Here is a 17068-nt window from a genome sequence, read left to right as displayed (position 1 = left end):
GCGATCCCTGTGGGAGCTGGCTTGCCGGCGATTGGGCCGCGCAGCGGACCCCTTTGCAATCAGGCCCCGCGATACTCCGGTAACCCCGCCAACCCTTCCTTTAGATAGTCCACCAACCGCCGCACCTTCGGCGACAGGTGCCGCTGTTGCGGGTACAGCGCCCAAACCGCGGTATTGGGCGGTTGGTGCCCCTCCAGCAACGACACCAGTGCGCCGCTGTGCAGGTGCTCCAGTACGTAATAGTCCGGCAACTGGCACAGGCCCATGCCTTGCAAGGCTGCATCCAGAACCGCCTGACCACTGTTGCAACGCCAGTTGCCCTGCACCCGCTGGCTGATCTCGCGGCCGTCCTGCTGCAGTGCCCACGCATCCGAGCTGCCGATCAGGCAATTGTGCCGCGCCAGTTCCGACAGGCTGTGCGGCCGGCCATAGCGCTCCAGATAGGCTGGCGATGCGCACAGGTACATGCGCCGCGGCGCCAGGCGGGTCGCCACCAGTCGCGAATCGGCCAGCCTGCCCAGGCGGATGGCCAGGTCCATGCCTTCATGCAGCAGGTCAAGGGTGTGGTTGTTCAACTCCACATCCACGCGCAACTGAGGGTACAACGCCATGAAGCGGGTGACCAACGGCACGATGAAGCGCTCGCCATAGGCCACCGCGCAGGTCATGCGCAGCAGGCCCTTGGGCTCGCTGGCCAGGTCACCCATGGCGCGCAGGGCTTCTTCACGGCCATCCTGCAGGCGCTGGCAATGCTGCAGAAAGGTTTGCCCGGCTTCACTCAAGGTCACGCGGCGGGTGCTGCGGTACAGCAGGCGGGTCTGCAAGCGTTCTTCCAGCCGGGCGATCTGCCGGCTGATGTGTGATGACGAAACCCCCAGGCGCTCGGCGGCGGCCGTGAACTGCCCCGATTCGGCGACAGCCACGAATTCATCGATGCCTTCCCAGCGGTTGCTCATGATTATCCCTGCACAGCAATAATGTTTTGTCTTTGCCTGGATTATTCATCAAAAGTCAGTGAATTACACTGGTGGTCTGAACTGACACCCTGTCTGGAGACACTCGATGATCAAGTCCCGTGCTGCTGTAGCCTTCGAAGCCAAGAAACCCCTGGAAATCGTCGAAGTCGACGTGGCCATGCCCAAGGCCGGTGAAGTGCTGCTGCGCGTGGTTGCCAGCGGTGTCTGCCACACCGACGCCTATACCCTGTCGGGTGCCGACCCGGAGGGCATCTTCCCATCCATTCTTGGCCATGAAGGCGGTGCGATCGTCGAAGCAGTAGGCGAGGGCGTGACCTCGCTGGCCGTGGGCGACCACGTGATCCCGCTGTACACCCCGGAATGCGGCAAGTGCAAGTTCTGCCTTTCGGGCAAGACCAACCTGTGCCAGGCGATCCGTGCTACCCAAGGCAAGGGCCTGATGCCGGACGGCACCACGCGCTTCTCCTATAAAGGCCAGCAACTGTTCCACTACATGGGCACCTCGACCTTCTCCGAGTACACGGTGTTGCCGGAAATCTCGGTGGCCAAGATCCAGAAAGAAGCCCCTCTGGAAAAGGTCTGCCTGCTGGGCTGCGGCGTGACTACCGGTATCGGTGCCGTGCTCAACACCGCCAAGGTCAAGCCGGGTGACACCGTGGCCATCTTCGGCCTCGGCGGCATCGGCCTGTCGGCAGTGATCGGTGCGGTGAAGGCCAAGGCCTCGCGCATCATCGCCATCGACATCAACCCGGCCAAGTTCGAGATCGCCCGTCAACTGGGCGCCACCGACTGTATCAACCCGAAAGACTACGACCGCCCGATCCAGGAAGTGATTGTCGACCTGACAGACGGTGGCGTGGACTTCTCCTTCGAATGTATCGGTAACGTGCAACTGATGCGTGCTGCCTTGGAATGCTGCCACAAAGGGTGGGGCGAGTCGGTCATCATCGGCGTGGCCGGTGCCGGCCAGGAAATCGCCACCCGGCCGTTCCAGCTGGTGACCGGCCGGGTCTGGCGTGGCTCTGCGTTCGGTGGCGTGCGTGGCCGCAGCGAGTTGCCGAGCTACGTGGAAATGTCCGAGAAAGGCGAGATTCCGCTGGATACGTTCATCACCCACACCATGGGCCTGGAAGACATCAACAAGGCCTTCGACCTGATGCATGAAGGCAAGAGCATTCGCAGCGTCATCCACTTCTGAGGTGCGCCATGAGCCTGGATAACATCTCTTGCCAGAAAAGCTTCGGCGGCTGGCACAAGCGCTACCGGCACCATTCCAGCGTGCTGGGTTGCGACATGGTGTTCGCCGTGTACCTGCCGCCACAGGCCGAGCAGGGTGCCAAGCTGCCGGTGCTGTACTGGCTGAGCGGCCTGACCTGTACCGACGAAAACTTCATGCAGAAGGCAGGCGCCCAGCGCCTGGCTGCCGAACTGGGGTTGATCATCGTTGCGCCGGACACCAGCCCGCGTGGCGAGCAGGTGCCTGGCGACCCGGATGGCGCCTGGGACTTTGGCCTGGGGGCCGGCTTCTACCTCAATGCCACCCAGCAGCCTTGGGCCAAGCACTACCGCATGCATGACTATGTGGTAGAGGAGCTGCCGGCGTTGATCGAGGCGCATTTCCCGGCCTCGGCCGAGCGCAGCATCAGCGGCCATTCCATGGGTGGGCACGGTGCGCTGGTATGCGCTTTGCGCAACCCGGGGCGTTATCGCTCGGTGTCGGCGTTTTCGCCGATCAGCAACCCCATGGATTGCCCGTGGGGCGAGAAAGCCTTCAGCCGCTACCTGGGTGACGACCGCGCGCGCTGGCGTGAGTGGGATGCCAGCGTACTGCTGGCCGAGACGGCCGCTGGCCAGTGCCCACCGTTGCTGGTGGACCAGGGCGACCGTGACGACTTCCTCGAAAAGCAGCTCAAGCCTGAAGCGCTGGAGCAGGCAGCACGCAAAGGTGGCCACGAGCTGACCCTGCGCCTGCAGCCAGGCTATGACCACAGCTACTACTTCATTGCCAGCTTCATCGAAGAGCACCTGCGCCACCATGCGGTGGCGCTGGGGCGGGTGTAGGGCTTTGCATTTTCGGTGTCTGTGAGATCGAGCGCCGCCCGCGCGGCGCTCGATCGCATAGGCGCTAAAATTCTGAGGCGATCACCTCCAGCCCCAACGGCAGCCAAAGCAGGTAGAATCACGCCCTGACTCATTCAGGGCGTTTTCTTATGCGTATTGGCCACGGCTACGATGTGCATCGTTTCTGCGACGGTGATTTCATTACCTTGGGCGGGGTGCGTATCCCGCACACATTCGGCCTGCTGGCCCATTCCGACGGCGACGTGCTGCTGCACGCCCTGAGCGATGCCTTGCTTGGCGCTGCAGCGCTGGGTGACATCGGCAAGCACTTCCCCGACACCGACCCCCAGTTCAAGGGTGCCGACAGCCGCGTGCTGTTGCGGCACGTGATAGGCATCGTCCACGCCAAGGGCTGGAAGGTCGGCAACGTCGACGCCACCATCGTCGCCCAGGCGCCGAAAATGGCCCCGCACATTGACACCATGCGGCAGTTGATCGCCGAAGATCTGCAAGTCGAACTCGACCAGGTCAACGTCAAGGCCACCACCACCGAAAAACTCGGTTTCTGCGGCCGCGAGGAGGGCATTGCCGTGCATTCGGTTGCCCTGCTGCTGCCAGCATGACGGAACTGCAACTGCTGGGCCCGCGTGCATCGGGCGAGGTACTGGGCACCGCTGTGCTCAAGGCAGTGGCCGAGGATTTCCAGGTCGACGAGGTGTTGGATATCCCGTTGTCGAGCCAGGGCGAGCACCTGTGGTTGTGGGTCGAAAAGCGTGACCTCAATACCGAAGAAGCCGCCCGCCGCCTGGCCCGCGCCGCAGGCGTGCCGGTGCGCAGCATCAGCTATGCCGGGCTGAAGGACCGCCAGGCGCTGACCCGCCAGTGGTTCAGCCTGCACCTGCCAGGCAAGGCCGACCCGGACCTGTCACGCGCCGAAGATGCCACCCTGCGCGTGCTCAAGCAGGTGCGCCACCAGCGCAAGCTGCAGCGTGGTGCGCATTCGGCCAACGGCTTCACCTTGCGCCTGACCGCGCTGAATGCCGATCACCAGGCGCTGGATGCGCGGCTGCAACTGCTCAAGCAACAAGGCGTGCCCAACTACTTCGGCAGCCAACGCTTCGGTCACGGCGGTGGCAATGTCCATGACGCCCTGGACTGGGCGGCGCGCAAGGCCTTGCCCGAGCAACGCAACACGCGCTCACGGCTGCTGTCGGCCGGGCGCAGCTACCTGTTCAACCAGGTGCTGGCGGCGCGTGTCACCGACGGCAGCTGGAACCGGGCCCAGGTCGGCGATCTGCTGACGTTCACCGACAGCCGCAGTTTTTTCCCTGCTGGTGAAGCGGAATGTACCGACCCGCGCCTGGCCATTCTCGACCTGCACCCGACTGGCCCGATGTGGGGCGCGGGCGGTTCGCCCGCCGCCGCCGCACCCGCGCAGCTGGAAAATGCCGTAGGCGACCAGCAACCGGCGCTGTGCCAGTGGCTGGCCCTGGCGGGCATGGATCACGAACGGCGTATTCTGCGGCTCCCTATTGGCGGCCTTACGTGGCATTATCCCGAGCCTGATATCCTGCAACTGGAATTCGTCCTGCCGGCCGGATGCTTCGCCACCGTGGTGGTGCGTGAAGTCGTGGATCTGGTGTCGGCAGGGCAGACGGACAGCCCATGCGTATTCTGATTTCGAACGACGACGGTGTTACCGCACCCGGGATCGCCGCGCTGCACGCTGCGCTGGCGGATTACGCCGAGTGCGCGGTAATTGCCCCGGAGCAAGACAAGAGCGGCGCCAGCAGTTCGCTGACGCTGGACCGGCCCCTGCACCCGCAGACCTTGGCCAACGGCTTCATCAGCCTCAACGGTACGCCGACCGACTGCGTGCACCTGGGGCTCAACGGGCTGTTGCCGTACACCCCGGACATGGTCGTGTCGGGGATCAACCTGGGGGCCAACCTGGGGGACGACGTACTGTATTCGGGGACGGTCGCCGCGGCGCTGGAGGGGCGCTTTCTCGGGGGGACGTCGCTGGCGTTCTCGCTGCTCTCGCGCCAGCCCGACAACCTGCCGACCGCGGCGCATATCGCCCGGCGCCTGGTCGAGGCGCAGTCGCGCCTGGCACTGCCCCCGCGTACCGTGCTCAACGTCAACATTCCCAACCTGCCGTTGGCGCACATCCGCGGCATCCAGCTGACCCGCCTGGGGCACCGCGCGCGGGCTGCCGCGCCAACCAAGGTGGTCAACCCGCGCGGCAAGGAAGGCTACTGGATCGCCGTTGCCGGCGATGCCGAGGACGGCGGCCCGGGCACCGACTTCCATGCGGTGATGCAGGGTTACGTGTCGATCACCCCGCTGCAACTCGACCGCACCTTCAGTGATGCCTTCGAGCAGCTCGATGGTTGGCTGGAGGGCCTGCTCTGATGCGCGAGGACGATATGCTGCGGCGGGGCATCGGCATGACCTCCCAACGGACCCGGGAGCGGCTGATCCAGCGCCTGTGCGAAGAGGGCGTCTCGAACACCCAGGTGCTCGACGTGATCCGCCGCACCCCGCGCCACCTGTTCGTCGACGAAGCGCTGGCGCACCGCGCCTACGAAGACACCGCACTGCCAATCGGCCACAACCAGACCATCTCGCAGCCATTCATGGTTGCCCACATGAGCGAGTTGCTGCTGGAAGCCGGGCCGCTGGACAAGGTGCTGGAGATCGGCACCGGGTCCGGCTACCAGACGGCGGTGCTGGCGCAGTTGGTCGAGCGGGTATTCTCGGTGGAGCGCATCAAGGTGCTGCAGGACCGTGCCAAGGAACGCCTGCTGGAGCTGAACCTGCGCAACGTGGTGTTCCGCTGGGGCGACGGTTGCGAGGGGTGGCCGGCGCTGGCACCGTACAACGGCATCATCGTCACCGCCGTGGCGCCGGAAGTGCCCCAGGCGCTGCTTGACCAACTGGCACCCGGTGGCCGTCTGGTCATACCGGTAGGGCCTGCGGGCGAAGCGCAGCAATTGATGCTGATCGTCCGCGAAGAGCATGGCTTCTCGCGTCGCGTACTCGGTGCGGTGCGTTTTGTCCCGTTGCTGAACGGGCCGCTGGCCTGAGCAGCACCGGTGCGCGGCCGGGGTATTTTTGCGTGGGCGGCGAATTCTCGCGGCGCCGCCCTGTCTATCAGGCGGGGCGTGGCGTAAACGCATCGCTTGCAGTAACGCTGCGCAACAGCCTGGCGGCGGCCTGCCAATCCCGGCTCGCTTGGTTATAATTGCAACAATATTGCATTTCTTGTCTTCATATCGTTTTTCGGCACCATGAGGGGAGCGCGGGTGGGTCACACAGTCATTCGGCAGCGCAAGGACGGTTCGGGCTTCAAGCTTCTGGTGATTGCATTGGCCATGGGCACGCTACTGGTGGGTTGCTCGAGCACCGGCAGCAACAGCGCGCGCGTGGTCGATCGCAACAGCAGTGCGCCCAAGCGCCCGACGGTGACCTCCGGGCAATACGTCGTCAAGCCTGGCGATACCCTGTTCTCCATCGCCTTCCGTTATGGTTGGGATTACAAGGAGCTGGCCGCCCGTAATGGTATCGCGCCGCCCTACACCATCCGCCCGGGCCAGGCGATTCGGTTCAGCAGCGGCGCCGGCAGCAGCACCACGGTGGTGTCCAGCCCGTCTTCCTCAAGCCGCACCACTGTCACGCGGCGGCCTGTTACGGCGCCGGCCGGTTCCAGCAAACCCGCTACCCCGGCTGGCACCACCAGCGCGCCGGTGGTCGCCACTGTGCCCGCTGCAGAGCGCGCGGTCGGTGGTTGGACCTGGCCCGCCAATGGCGTGTTGATTGGAAAATTTGCTTCAAACGGTAGTTTGAATAAAGGCATTGATATCGCCGGTGATTTGGGACAGCCTGTTTTTGCTGCGTCTGATGGTGCAGTGGTTTACGCCGGGAGTGGATTAAGGGGCTACGGCGAGCTGATCATCATCAAACACAGCGATACCTACGTCAGTGCCTACGGTCACAACCGCAGGCTGTTGGTTCGGGAGGGGCAGCAGGTCAAGGCAGGGCAGTCGATTGCTGAAATGGGGTCCACGGGCACTGATCGGGTGAAGCTGCATTTCGAGATTCGCCGCCAGGGCAAACCCGTCGATCCGCTCCAGTTCCTGCCACGTCGTTGACCGTTGTACCCGGCCTGTTCCTGTGATGTAGAGGGGACAGGCTCAAGCGCTGCCAGGGATAAAGGTGCCGCTCGAGTCTGAGTTCGAACTCAGCAAAGGACTATAACAATGGCTCTCAGTAAAGAAGTGCCGGAGTTTGACATCGACGATGACGTCCTCCTGATGGAGACGGGCATCGTTTTGGAAACGGATGTGGTGTCAGACGAACCTGCTGTATCTTCGGTTCGGACGAGGGCCAAGTCGGGCTCTTCGCTCAAGCAACACAAGTATATCGACTACACCCGGGCGCTAGATGCCACCCAGCTGTACCTCAACGAGATCGGTTTCTCGCCACTGCTGTCGCCGGAAGAGGAAGTCCATTTTGCGCGTCTGTCGCAGAAAGGTGATCCTGCCGGCCGCAAGCGCATGATTGAAAGCAACCTTCGCCTGGTTGTGAAAATTGCCCGTCGTTACGTCAACCGTGGCCTGTCGTTGCTCGACCTGATCGAGGAAGGCAACCTGGGCCTGATCCGTGCGGTGGAGAAGTTCGACCCGGAGCGCGGTTTCCGTTTTTCGACCTATGCGACCTGGTGGATTCGCCAGACCATCGAACGGGCGATCATGAACCAGACCCGTACCATCCGCCTGCCGATCCACGTGGTCAAGGAGCTCAACGTCTACCTGCGCGCTGCGCGCGAGTTGACGCAGAAGCTGGACCACGAACCCTCGCCGGAAGAAATCGCCACCTTGCTGGAAAAGCCCGTTGCCGAGGTCAAGCGCATGCTCGGCCTGAACGAGCGGGTGTCGTCGGTAGACGTCTCGCTCGGCCCGGACTCGGACAAGACCCTGCTCGATACCTTGACCGACGACCGTCCCACCGACCCCTGCGAACTGCTGCAGGACGACGACCTGTCGCAGAGCATCGACCAGTGGCTGGGCGAGTTGACCGACAAGCAGCGTGAGGTGGTGGTACGCCGCTTCGGGCTGCGCGGGCACGAAAGCAGCACCCTGGAGGATGTTGGGCTGGAGATTGGCCTGACCCGCGAACGGGTGCGGCAGATTCAGGTAGAAGGCCTGAAGCGCCTGCGCGAGATCCTGGAGAAGAACGGCTTGTCCAGCGAGTCTTTGTTCCAGTAGCCAAGGCAGTCGCTCACGAACGCCCCGATACCGTCGGGGCGTTTTTGTTTGTGGGTTGAAGCACGGCAAAAGCCCCCACAACTGCCCGGCAAAAAACCTGTCGAATATGTAATGCGCTACCCTGCTAACACCTGCTGTAAGCCTTTGCTTACTCGTGCTGTAAGCCATTCTAGCGAGCGGCAGTAAAGCAATGTCGTTTTCAGATGCTGGTTTTTCATAACCTGTTGAAAAACAAGGTTTATCTTCAGGTGAGTAAATGTTTCCCCGGCAATATCCGGCAAACTCCGGCGCTTGCCCGCGCTGCTGAACCCGCTAGTATTCGAACTGTGCACAGGGACATGCACAGGCTTTCAGGATGAAGGCCAAGGACATCGCAAGACGCGATTTCATCAGGATGATGTTTGGGACAAGCAGGGACTACGGAAAAAATGTGGGCGGGTCAAACCGCCCCTTTTTTTTGTCCGCAGTTTTTGCCGGCACAAAAAAAGGCCCCGCAGGGCCTTTTGGCATTTCAGCGCTATCAGCGCTCCAGGTCGGCAATCTTGCCAATCTTGCCATCCCACTCTTCGGCGTCTGGCAGGGCATCCTTACGCTCGGTAATGTTCGGCCAGATTTCCGCCAACTCGGCGTTCAGCTCGATGAAGTTCTCCATGCCCGCGGGCACTTCGTCTTCCGAGAAAATCGCTTGCGCTGGGCACTCCGGCTCGCACAGGGCGCAGTCAATGCACTCGTCCGGGTGGATAACCAGGAAGTTCGGGCCTTCGTAGAAGCAGTCCACCGGACAGACTTCCACGCAGTCGGTGTATTTGCATTTGATGCAGTTGTCGGTGACAACGAAGGTCATTTTTAATTCTCTCCTCAGGCGACGGCGGCGGCCCTTCCTCTCGGGGCCGCGCGGTTTACGGGCATGTGGCTGCAGGCCAGGCTAATAACCTGCAGCACCAGCAAACCGCGGCGGATTCTACCAGCTTGTAATGGGCGCCGTTATAACAGGTTCTTTAGTTGATATAGCATTTCGATAGCTTGACGCGGGGTCATGTCGTCCAGCTGCAGTTTGCCCAGCTTTTCGATGGCCGGGTGTGGCAGGCTGGCGAACAGGTCGCTCTGGTGCGGCACCTGCGGCGCGTCCTTGGCCTTTTGGGCCACGGGCTGCTCATGGGGCAGGCTGCTGGTTTCCAGCCGGCCAAGGTGTTCGCGGGCACGCTGGATCACCACGGCCGGCACGCCCGCCAGTTGTGCCACCGCCAGGCCGTAGCTCTGGCTGGCAGGCCCAGGCAGTACGTGGTGCAGGAACACGATGCGTTCGTTGTGCTCGGTGGCGTTCAGGTGCACGTTGGCCACCAGTGGCTCGCTTTCCGGCAGCACGGTGAGCTCGAAATAGTGGGTGGCGAACAGCGTGTAAGCGCGCAGTTCGGCCAGCCGCTCGGCGGCGGCCCAGGCCAGCGACAGGCCGTCGAAGGTGCTGGTGCCCCGGCCCACTTCGTCCATCAGCACCAGGCTGCGGTCAGTGGCATTGTGCAGGATGTTGGCGGTTTCGCTCATCTCGACCATGAATGTCGAGCGCCCGCCGGCCAGGTCGTCACTGGAGCCGATACGGGTGAAGATGCGGTCGACCAGCGACAGCTCGCAGCTGGCAGCCGGTACGAAACTACCGATGTGGGCCAGCAGCACGATCAGGGCGGTCTGGCGCATGTAGGTGGACTTACCGCCCATGTTCGGGCCGGTGATGATCAGCATGCGCGTGTTGTTGTCCAGACCCAGGTCGTTGGCCACGAACGGCGTGGTCAGCACCTGCTCGACGACCGGGTGACGGCCTTGCTCGATCCGCAGGCAGGGCTCGTCGACAAAGCGTGGGCAGTTCAGGTCGAGGTTCAGCGCGCGCTCGGCCAGGTTGCTGAGTACGTCCAGTTCGGCCAGGGCGGCAGCGCTGTCCTGCAGCGGCGCCAAGTGGCTGATCAGGGTTTCCAGCAGGGCGTCGTAGAGCATCTTCTCGCGGGCCAGGGCGCGGCTCTTGGCCGACAATGCCTTGTCCTCGAAGGCCTTCAGCTCCGGCGTGATGAAGCGTTCGGCACCTTTGAGGGTCTGGCGACGAATGTAGTCGCCGGGGGCCTGTTCGGCCTGCTTGGTCGGCAGCTCGATGAAGTAGCCGTGCACCCGGTTGTAGCCGACCTTCAGGTTGGCCAGGCCGGTGCGCGCCTTTTCGCGGGCTTCGAGGTCGATCAGGAACTGCCCGGCGTTTTCGCTGATGGCCAGCAGGTCGTCCAGTTCGTTGTCGTAACCGGCCTTGAGCACGCCCCCATCGCGGATGACCGCCGGCGGGTTGTCGATGATCGCCCGTTCCAGCAGGCTGGCCAGCTCGGGGTAGGTACCGGTGATCGCAGCCAGGCGTGCCAGGTGCGGCGCTTCGAGCTCGGTCATGGCGTTCTGCAGCTCGGGCAGCGCGCCCAGGGCGTCGCGCAGCCGGGCCAGGTCACGCGGGCGGGCGTTACGCAGGCCGATACGCGCCAGGATGCGCTCGATGTCGCCAATTTCTTTCAGCTGTGGCTGCAGCTTTTCGAAACGGTAGCCGTCGAGCAGGCAGCGAATCGAGTCCTGGCGTGCCTGGAGCACCTTGAGGTCGCGCAGCGGGCGGTTCAGCCAGCGGCTCAGCAGGCGGCTGGCCATTGCCGTCTGGCAGCGGTCGACCACCGATTGCAGGGTATTGTCGCGCCCGCCGGCCAGGTTGATGTCCAGTTCCAGGTTGCGCCGGCTGGCGCCATCGAGGATGACCGTATCGTCCAGGCGCTCATGGCGCAGGCTGCGCAGGTGCGGCAGCGCAGTGCGCTGGGTTTCCTTGGCGTAGGTCAGCAGGCAGCCAGCGGCACCGATGGCCAGGGTCAGCTTGTCGCAGCCGAAGCCTTTCAGGTCCTTGGTTGCGAACTGCTGGCACAAGGCCTTGCGCGCTGAGTCGCGGTCGAAGTCCCACGGTGCACGGCGCCGCGCGCCCGGGCGCTTCTCGGCGGGCAGGTCGCGTGGCCAGTCGTCGGGGATCAGCAGCTCGACCGGGTTCAGGCGCTCGAGTTCGGCCAGCAGGTTTTCCCAGCCCTTGATCTCCTGCACGCTGAAGTTACCGCTGGTGATGTCCAGCACGGCCAGGCCGAACAGGCGCTCGTCACCGAGCAGCGCGGCAATCAGGTTGTCGCGGCGTTCGTCGAGCAGGGCTTCATCGCTGACCGTGCCGGGGGTGATGATGCGCACCACCTGGCGCTCGACCGGGCCCTTGCTGGTCGCCGGGTCGCCGATCTGCTCGCAGATCACCACCGATTCGCCCAGTTTGACCAGCTTGGCCAGGTAACCTTCCAGCGAATGGAACGGAATCCCGCACATGGGGATGGACTGGCCGGCCGACTGGCCGCGCGCGGTCAGCGTGATGTCCAGCAGTTTGGCGGCTTTTTTCGCATCTTCGTAGAAGATCTCGTAGAAGTCGCCCATGCGGTAGAACATCAACTGGTCCGGGTGCTGATTCTTCAGCTTCCAGTACTGTTGCATCATTGGAGTGTGGTCGGAAAGACTGGACATTCAAGGCCTTGGAGCTTGGTGTCTATTAGACAATCGCAAAACGTCTAATACTACAGGTTTTTGCAGGCATCTGGCAGTGCGGATTTGCATGGCTCGACCCTACCGCTTGGCCAGGTGCTTCTGATACGATTTCGTGCGTTAGTCAATATGCCATCAGTGGAAGGAAGCCCAATGCAAGAGCCGATCGAAGAGCCTGTGAACACAGCACGGCCCCGTGGATTCTGGACATGGAGTAGTTTTCGGGATGTTTGCATTGGTCTCCTTCTGTTCGTTATTGCGTTTAGGCTTGCATTCGCGGAAACGACTATTGACCTTAGCGGATTCAATTTTACTGACCTCCTTAGTCTTATTCTTGCTCTCGCTGCGGTAGCACTGTCCGCAGCTTTTTATTTTAAAGCTGATGAATCTGCGAGAAGTTTTTATAATAACACCTACCATTTCACTAAGGAGGTTTCTGAAATACTTGGGCGAATAGAGGCTGGTTTTGGAAAACAGCTTGAACACATCAATCAAAGCTATGTTGGGTTGAATGATAAGATAGATCGAATGCCATTTGATCCTTCCTTTATCCGTGAGCAGGAAGAGGCGAAGAGATCTGAGATACAAGAGCAAGAAGCCGAGCGGGACGACATAATTCAGGATTTGATGCGTCGCGCCCAAATGGACGATGCTGAGAAGGCTTCAATGCAAGAGAAGCTTGATGCGTTAACTAATGAACTTGAATACTCCAAAGCTCAGCTAGCATATTTCCAGACACTTGAGCCTGAAACCGGTGATTCATTTGGATTTAGTCAATCTGGTGTGTTGTGGCTATCAGAAAAATTGGCTCCATTGTTTCCCAAGAACGCTCTTATTACTGATCGCGCCATCCTCTTGCGCTTCAGGAGGGCGATAAAGACCGGTCTCATTGGTGGGGATTTACTCAACCATATGGAGCACGTTGGATTGGTTTCTGGTGAGGAGCTCACTCCGCCAGGAATCACATTTGTTAGATCCATACTTAAGAAGCGCCGGGCTTCGTCGAACTGAGCTTCGGAGGCTGGGCGATTGCGATCTCCCTCAGGCGTAAGTATCTCTGTGTCATGCGGGCATCGGTATGGCCTCCTAACTTTTGAGCATCATTTCCCTGTTTGTCGGTATCGGTAAGCGATTTTGCGCGCAGATCATGGATAGTGGCGCCGGTTACATTTGCTTTTTCGCACGCTTTCTTAAATGCGTCTTTCACCGTTTCATAGGAGACCGGCTTGCCTCCGCCACGGGTGCAGAACAGCGTGAGACCCCGCACCTTCCTGGGCAGCGCCGACGCGGTGGAGGCAATGAAGCGGTACCACCAAGCCCAAGCCGATGGCCTTTCGCCTTCGGAGGTCGAGCGGCTTCGCCTGATTGCAGAGTCTCAGTTCCAGGCAATCACCGACTACCAGCTTAGAGCTTTAGGTCGCCCTGGCGGCTCTCCTCACTGACCGGTTCAATCAGTTCTGGCCCTTGGTTGCGCACGTTGCCGACTGCTTTACCTACTGGGAATCAGCGGAAATCCTGCGCGGGCCGGCATCCAGCTTCGACAATCTCCGCAGCGCGCGCAGTCGTTGTCGCTGGGGCCATCCATTCCCTGGCAGTTTCAGCCTCCTGTGAACCCAAAGTAAATCTGCTTTGATTACCTGCTCACTTTGCGGAAACTTGCGCCGACTGAGGCCCTGCGGCCGGTTGCATATCAGAAGTTGTACAGGATTTGATACTTTCTCCCCCACCCAGACGGTTGATAATGGTGCTTTGTCCGGTAACTGGAACCAGGACGCGCAACTGCACGCTGTCGTCCATAGGTAAACCAGTAACATACACTGGTGCGCCGTCGATCAACGACACAGTCTTCAAAAGCGGCTCACTGACTTTTGGACCTAGCTTTTGCAATTGTGCGACTTGCAGGCACTGACCTTGTCGAGCCGTGACTAGGTCTAGGTCGGCCTTGACCTCCAGGTCTTTGGCTTCTGCAAACTGGGCCTGAAGAGCAGCGCAATTGCTACAACCTAGCGCGACCGGTCGGCCGGTGGCATTGAAGCCGTACAGGATTAGGGTCAGGGATTGCGGAGGAGTACCCGAGCGAATCGAGACCACTCCGCTGCCTTCACGCCCCGGAAATAGTCTTACCGCCCCTTGCGCCAGCCCTTCGTGCAATGTGACCGTTGCGCCATCTTCCCAGGCCACTGCCTGTAACTGGTCACCGTTTCGAATCAGGGCGTACAACTGATCTTGAGCGTTGCGGACGCTGCCAAGGTAGTCTTCGGGCTTGTGTACGCGCACGGTGGTGTATTGCATGGTTTCATCGGGGGTATGCGCGCGGATCTTGATTTCCCAATCTGCCTCAGGTGTTAGGGGCAGTGCCGTCCAGCCACCGACCGGTGTCGAGATCAACTCGACGAACCCGTCACGTTCCGGCGATGCACCGGGCAAACGTTGCCAGGTGCTGGGGATCACGGTACCACCTTCAGTGCTGCGGACATCTGCGGTGCAGCCATCTGCAACGCAGTCTTGCGTTGTCAGCTCCCAGGTGTCGTTGAAGAACTGTGAAGTGTATTCGAGCTTGCGTACCAAGGTGACCGTACCGTCACTCTGTTGGTCCAGCAGCAGCATCGCTCCAGACCCGGCGATTGCCCCGAGGATCACCTGCTGACCGGCCGGCGTGTGCGCCTGCAAGGTCATGGAGAGCTTCGGGTTGGCCGTGTCGTAGAGCCGCAAGGTGCGCGCCAGAGGGTGTTCCACAACGACCACCGACTCATTGATCACATGCACGTTACCCAGGCCGGTGCGTTGCAGACCATTTACCTGGTTCGCATCAAGCTTGATATCGACGGCAGAGGCGTCGAGCCTGGCCAGGTTGGCGAGGGATAGTGCAGGTGTAGGGTTGACATCGGTCATGAGCATCCACTGGCTCGTCGCCCCTGCGGGGGTAATCAGTGCTCCGCGATCAAGGCTTACGGGCTCAGGAAAGTCAACCGTCAACATTGCCGTTTCGTTCGGTTTGTAGGAAACCTGATGCAATTTTGAAGACGCCTGATCGTTGCGTGCGAACAGCCAGCCTTCTTTGCTGCGCCATACCCGTTGGGGTGGATAACCGAGCTCCGGCAATGCCTGCAACGTTGGTGTACTACTCAGGGAAGCCCGCCAGGCACGGTACTGCGAGCGGATCAAGGCCGCGAGTTGCTCACGGGTGCTGCTGCGATGGATCTGGATATCTATTGCTGCGGGCGCGGCCAGTTCATCTGGCAACGGCAAATTTGCGCCCTCGGTGATGATTGGCTGATCCGGTACTCGCAGGTCGATGAGTGATGATTTCAGTTGAGCACCCTCACGCCAGGCGAGCAGGAATTGATCGGCACCGACAGCGAACAGTTGCCCGTCCTCAGGTTGCCCATCTGCCAACTCTCCGCGATGCTCGCCGCCGGCGTCCTGCAGGTCTACCAGCACGAAATCGCCGGAAGGCTCCACGACCATGGCAACCTGCCCGCCAGCATCGAGGACAGTAGCTCGCGGTGAGTTATCGGCCGCCTTGAAGCGTTGCACCGCTTCGGCTTGGCCCGGATCTGCGCGCCATATGTCACCGTTCGGCGCGATCCAGACCGCCCACTTCTGTGCGAACACCTGCCGCACACCGGCGGGTATCTCCGGCAGATAGCGAGTCAGCGCTTGGCCACCTTCGAGCGTCACCAGCGCATGGCGGCCAATGTTCTCGTTGAACATGAACCAGGCCTCGTCCTGGACATCGCCTGGCTCTGCTATCCATCTTCCAGGCGCGCTCGGGAGTATCACAGGGCGTGGAGTGTTGCCTGCGGTACCGGATTTGGCGACGACGAATGAAGGCGTGATCGGCGAGCCAGCAAGCAGGCTGCCCGGATGCTCCTGCGGATAGTAATAGCGGGCAACCGTCAGGATGCGGGTGGCTTCCTCCATGCCTGCGGGTAGTAAGGTCGCACTGAGCAGGCGCGCCAGGGTCACGGATATAGCGGCGACGTCTTGCCTGGCTCCGTACACGGCATTGTTGTCACGGTTGTGGATCACCTGGGTCAACACATCGCGCGCAGTGCGCAGCAGACCAATGGCGCGATCGACATCACTCTGCAGCACGCCCTCGTTGAGCTTCATGTGGATCCGTGCGGCAGCCGTCAGCCAGCCTGCATACTCCACCGCTTTCGCCACCGGGATTGTGGAGCTCTTTGTTTCTAGATCATTGAACTCCGGTGCTTGCTCGGTAATTTTTTCCTGAATGGTCTTCAGCGCAGTGCCCAGTTCACCCGTAGCGATCTGATGGTTGACCAGTGTACGGCTGAGTTTGCTGGAGGTAGTGGGAGAACCGCCCTTGATATTGTCTACGGCGAACCTAAGCAGCTTGCCATGCTCGTTCACCGATGTGGCGAACTTGCTAATGTATTCCAGCAAGATTGCTGCCAACTCGTCCGGGTGCTGTCTAGCCAGGATAGGGTCGACCAGGCGCTCGGAGGCGACCTTAGCGGGGTCGCGACGCTGTTTAAGATAGTCGGCGACCAGTTGAACGCGCCTCTGCGTTGTGATGTCCGTGACCACCACAGCCAGGCTACCTTCACTGCAAGTGCGAAACCGGCTGCAGTCGTCACGGGTAACAGGAATGCCGCTGGAGGCCACTCTATCGCCGACAATGCCCTTGATGATTGCAGGCTCCAGCAAAGCATTGGCCCGCCCCGGGTCTGACTCCAAGGTCAGTGTCAAGGTGCTCAGGTTGGCTTGTGCATCGTATTTCCAGCCCTCGCCAGACGAGCCCGGTACCAGCCCTCTGAGCGGATCACTCGTGTAGCGGGAGGCGTCTTCTGCATGGCCGCGCGGTGTTCCGCCAAGATAGGCGTCGCCCTGGGCGTCGACGAGCTGGAAAACAACTCCGACCTCGCTTTGTGGTTGGTAATGCGAGCGATGGCGGCGCACCTTGGTGCATCCCCATTTGAATACATCGAACCAATGGCATTCATCCTCTTCCCATTGCTCGTGGTTGGCATCGATCTGGCCAGTGATTTGGAGGGTCACCGTGTAACCAGGATAGACGGGCTGTTGCGATGGCCGGACGGCCTCCAGGACGCTGTCCTTGATGGCCAGCGTCCTGGTTTCTGGCTCCGCGAGGGCTTCGGTCATCTCGAATGCACCGAGCAGCAAGAGACATCCATACAGGCGGCTAGTCATCGACGG

The 17068-nt window shown here is 61.2% G+C and carries 13 protein-coding genes and 1 pseudogene; 9 read left to right on the top strand and 5 right to left on the bottom strand.

Annotation, left to right across the window (positions count from 1 at the left end; all coding sequences use genetic code 11):
* Nucleotides 1-59: 59 nt before the first annotated feature.
* Nucleotides 60-956: a LysR substrate-binding domain-containing protein gene (locus tag G1E_RS24850; RefSeq protein ID WP_047150206.1), complete on the bottom strand. Its 897-nt coding sequence runs from the start codon at nt 954-956 to the stop codon at nt 60-62.
* Between the two features lie 106 nt (nt 957-1062).
* Here G1E_RS24850 and G1E_RS24845 point away from each other — a divergent pair, with 106 nt between their 5' ends.
* The 8 genes from G1E_RS24845 (at nt 1063) to rpoS (ending at nt 8308) form a co-directional block, all read left to right on the top strand.
* Nucleotides 1063-2175, top strand: coding sequence for an S-(hydroxymethyl)glutathione dehydrogenase/class III alcohol dehydrogenase (locus G1E_RS24845; protein ID WP_009686067.1), 1113 nt, complete (start codon nt 1063-1065; stop codon nt 2173-2175).
* A gap of 8 nt (nt 2176-2183) precedes the next feature.
* A complete protein-coding gene (fghA, locus tag G1E_RS24840; RefSeq protein WP_009686066.1) occupies nt 2184-3038 on the top strand; it encodes an S-formylglutathione hydrolase in 855 nt (284 codons plus the stop codon).
* A gap of 149 nt (nt 3039-3187) precedes the next feature.
* Entirely contained in the window at nt 3188-3661 is a 474-nt protein-coding gene (ispF, locus tag G1E_RS24835) for a 2-C-methyl-D-erythritol 2,4-cyclodiphosphate synthase (RefSeq protein WP_009686065.1), read from the top strand.
* The gene (gene truD, locus G1E_RS24830; protein ID WP_009686064.1) at nt 3658-4716 is read left to right on the top strand and encodes a tRNA pseudouridine(13) synthase TruD; all 1059 of its coding nucleotides are present in this window, start codon (nt 3658-3660) and stop codon (nt 4714-4716) included. Before ispF ends, truD begins: the two co-directional genes overlap by 4 nt.
* Nucleotides 4704-5453 carry a 5'/3'-nucleotidase SurE gene (gene surE, locus G1E_RS24825; RefSeq protein ID WP_009686063.1) on the top strand — a complete coding sequence of 250 codons (750 nt, stop codon included), beginning with the start codon at nt 4704-4706 and terminating at the stop codon, nt 5451-5453. The genes truD and surE overlap by 13 nt, the downstream gene beginning before the upstream one ends.
* A gap of 35 nt (nt 5454-5488) precedes the next feature.
* On the top strand, nt 5489-6127 hold the full coding sequence (locus tag G1E_RS24820) for a protein-L-isoaspartate(D-aspartate) O-methyltransferase (protein ID WP_009686062.1): 639 nt from the start codon (nt 5489-5491) through the stop codon (nt 6125-6127).
* 219 nt (nt 6128-6346) lie between these two features.
* The gene (locus G1E_RS24815) at nt 6347-7192 is read left to right on the top strand and encodes a peptidoglycan DD-metalloendopeptidase family protein (RefSeq protein WP_047150205.1); all 846 of its coding nucleotides are present in this window, start codon (nt 6347-6349) and stop codon (nt 7190-7192) included.
* Between the two features lie 108 nt (nt 7193-7300).
* Entirely contained in the window at nt 7301-8308 is a 1008-nt protein-coding gene (gene rpoS / locus G1E_RS24810) for an RNA polymerase sigma factor RpoS (RefSeq protein ID WP_009686059.1), read from the top strand.
* Nucleotides 8309-8828: 520 nt separating this feature from the next.
* Here the strand turns inward: rpoS and fdxA are convergent.
* A complete protein-coding gene (gene fdxA / locus G1E_RS24805; RefSeq protein WP_009686058.1) occupies nt 8829-9152 on the bottom strand; it encodes a ferredoxin FdxA in 324 nt (107 codons plus the stop codon).
* A 140-nt stretch (nt 9153-9292) separates the two neighbouring features.
* On the bottom strand, nt 9293-11866 hold the full coding sequence (mutS, locus tag G1E_RS24800; RefSeq protein WP_047150204.1) for a DNA mismatch repair protein MutS: 2574 nt from the start codon (nt 11864-11866) through the stop codon (nt 9293-9295).
* Nucleotides 11867-12037: 171 nt separating this feature from the next.
* On the opposite strand from mutS, the gene G1E_RS24795 reads away from it, so the two are divergent.
* Nucleotides 12038-12895, top strand: a complete 858-nt coding sequence (locus G1E_RS24795; RefSeq protein ID WP_009686055.1) for a hypothetical protein — start codon at nt 12038-12040, stop codon at nt 12893-12895.
* Here G1E_RS24795 and G1E_RS28040 read toward each other — a convergent pair.
* Nucleotides 12867-13172: pseudogene (locus G1E_RS28040) on the bottom strand (tyrosine-type recombinase/integrase); the annotation flags it as partial. The gene G1E_RS24795 and the pseudogene G1E_RS28040 sit on opposite strands and share 29 nt — an antisense overlap.
* A gap of 353 nt (nt 13173-13525) precedes the next feature.
* The gene (locus tag G1E_RS24785) at nt 13526-17062 is read right to left on the bottom strand and encodes a hypothetical protein (RefSeq protein WP_009686053.1); all 3537 of its coding nucleotides are present in this window, start codon (nt 17060-17062) and stop codon (nt 13526-13528) included.
* Between the last annotated feature and the right edge of the window lie 6 nt (nt 17063-17068).

It is taken from the genome of Pseudomonas sp. TJI-51 (assembly GCF_000190455.2).
GTDB lineage: Bacteria > Pseudomonadota > Gammaproteobacteria > Pseudomonadales > Pseudomonadaceae > Aquipseudomonas > Aquipseudomonas juntendi.
Note: the sequence above shows the minus strand (reverse complement) of the source record. Positions and strands in the feature narration are given on the sequence as shown.

What these genes read in the sequence shown, in the direction of transcription:
- G1E_RS24785 (WP_009686053.1), bottom strand. Translation starts at nt 17,062, where the DNA reads ATGACTAGCCGCCTGTATGGATGTCTCTTGCTGCTCGGTGCATTCGAG.
- G1E_RS24845 (WP_009686067.1), top strand. Translation starts at nt 1,063, where the DNA reads ATGATCAAGTCCCGTGCTGCTGTAGCCTTCGAAGCCAAGAAACCCCTG.
- mutS (WP_047150204.1), bottom strand. Translation starts at nt 11,866, where the DNA reads ATGTCCAGTCTTTCCGACCACACTCCAATGATGCAACAGTACTGGAAG.
- fghA (WP_009686066.1), top strand. Translation starts at nt 2,184, where the DNA reads ATGAGCCTGGATAACATCTCTTGCCAGAAAAGCTTCGGCGGCTGGCAC.
- surE (WP_009686063.1), top strand. Translation starts at nt 4,704, where the DNA reads ATGCGTATTCTGATTTCGAACGACGACGGTGTTACCGCACCCGGGATC.
- G1E_RS24850 (WP_047150206.1), bottom strand. Translation starts at nt 956, where the DNA reads ATGAGCAACCGCTGGGAAGGCATCGATGAATTCGTGGCTGTCGCCGAA.
- G1E_RS24795 (WP_009686055.1), top strand. Translation starts at nt 12,038, where the DNA reads ATGCAAGAGCCGATCGAAGAGCCTGTGAACACAGCACGGCCCCGTGGA.
- G1E_RS24820 (WP_009686062.1), top strand. Translation starts at nt 5,489, where the DNA reads ATGACCTCCCAACGGACCCGGGAGCGGCTGATCCAGCGCCTGTGCGAA.
- rpoS (WP_009686059.1), top strand. Translation starts at nt 7,301, where the DNA reads ATGGCTCTCAGTAAAGAAGTGCCGGAGTTTGACATCGACGATGACGTC.
- truD (WP_009686064.1), top strand. Translation starts at nt 3,658, where the DNA reads ATGACGGAACTGCAACTGCTGGGCCCGCGTGCATCGGGCGAGGTACTG.
- fdxA (WP_009686058.1), bottom strand. Translation starts at nt 9,152, where the DNA reads ATGACCTTCGTTGTCACCGACAACTGCATCAAATGCAAATACACCGAC.
- ispF (WP_009686065.1), top strand. Translation starts at nt 3,188, where the DNA reads ATGCGTATTGGCCACGGCTACGATGTGCATCGTTTCTGCGACGGTGAT.